Annotated in this window: 1 protein-coding gene; it reads left to right on the top strand. The window is 61.3% G+C overall.

Annotation, left to right across the window (positions count from 1 at the left end; translation table 11 throughout):
- The first annotated feature begins 545 nt into the window (after nt 1-545).
- Entirely contained in the window at nt 546-956 is a 411-nt protein-coding gene (locus CK221_RS31325; protein ID WP_348628455.1) for an MBL fold metallo-hydrolase, read from the top strand.
- The last annotated feature ends 359 nt before the right edge of the window (nt 957-1,315 follow it).

Below are 1,315 nucleotides of genomic sequence, written 5' to 3'. Positions count from 1 at the left end.
GGACCGGGGGCTGGCCGCACCAAGAATGGTGACATGGGCGGCGCCGCCAACATCCAGGAGGCGCCGGCGCGGGCAGCCGCCGCCGCTCGCAAAACCAGGTAGCCTTTGCATGGAGCCCCCAAGAACGTCGTTTCGCGTGCGCAAGAGAAACCGCCTGTCGCGACCGAACACGGCGGTTCCCTGCGCCGTCGGGGCGCGACGACTCTGAGACAAAGTGACAAGGCAACGGGCCTAATGACAATTCAAATACCCCTCTCCAAGATCGATGCGCCAGACGTGAGGACCGCGGCGATGGGGCCTGGAGTATCGCGCCCGATCTTGCCTACCTTCGCCTTTCGATCGTGAATGCGGTGTTCTTTGGTGTGCCCGGCCGCCGCGACTCCAGTTGGGTGCTGATTGATACCGGTCTGCCAACCTCTCGAGGCGCCATTGTCGCGGTCGCGGAGGCGCGTTTTGGCAAGAACGCCCGACCGGATGTCGTTGCTCTCACCGCTTTTCCTGCGGGCCGGTCGATCTCGGGGGCGGTTTGAACGCGCTCCCTGACGATGGCTCGGTTCCGGGGATGCCAGATTGGCAGTGGCTCCACACTCGAGGGCACGTGCCGGGACATATTTCCCTTTGGCGAGACGGACCGCTCACTGATCGTAGGTGATGCGTTCATCACAACCGGGCAGGAGTCCGCCTATGAGGTAGCGACGCAGCAGCTCGAGATGGACGGCCCGCCACGGTACTTCACCCCGGACTGGGGTGCGGCGGAGAACTCAGTTGGACGGCTGTCTGCTCTCAAGCCAGAGATTGTCATCACTGGGCATGGGGCGGCCGCAGCCGGAGCAGGAATGCGCCATGGCCTCGACCAGCTTTCGGCGCGGTTCAAAGACTTGGCCGTGGTCCCCGGCTCAAAATACCTGCGCGAGCCCGCAACCGCGAAAAATCGTAGAGTTTATCGCGAACGGTAGAAAACCTGTCCTTCGGAGCGGGCAACAATTGTTGTACAGCTCGCGTTCTTGCATGAGAGGCTTTCGTGGGCCTGACGGCAGCCGAAACCCTTAAGCATGTCGGTCATACAAGGCTCTGATCTCACCTAAAAGCAGGCGAAGGCTGACTTCACGAGGAACCTCGCAAACTCAGCCAGGCAGCAACTCGTTGTTCCGATCGCATACGCAGAGCGCTCCTAGTCATCCGCGTCACTTTGCTTGCCAAGGTGCGAGATCGGAGCAATTCGCAGGTTCATGCGTTGGTTTTCAACCCTGCTCGAGAGGATCTCATCATTGGACCCCACCACCGAGCTAGCCAAGTTGCGCCGACATGTCCGCAT

It is taken from the genome of Mesorhizobium sp. WSM3868 (assembly GCF_002294785.1).
In the GTDB taxonomy this organism is placed as follows: Bacteria; Pseudomonadota; Alphaproteobacteria; order Rhizobiales; family Rhizobiaceae; genus Mesorhizobium.
This window is presented reverse-complemented; position numbering and strand designations above follow the sequence as displayed.

Bases quoted from the DNA above. Each gene is read 5' to 3' on its own strand.
- CK221_RS31325 (WP_348628455.1), top strand. From the start codon at position 546: ATGGCTCGGTTCCGGGGATGCCAGATTGGCAGTGGCTCCACACTCGAG.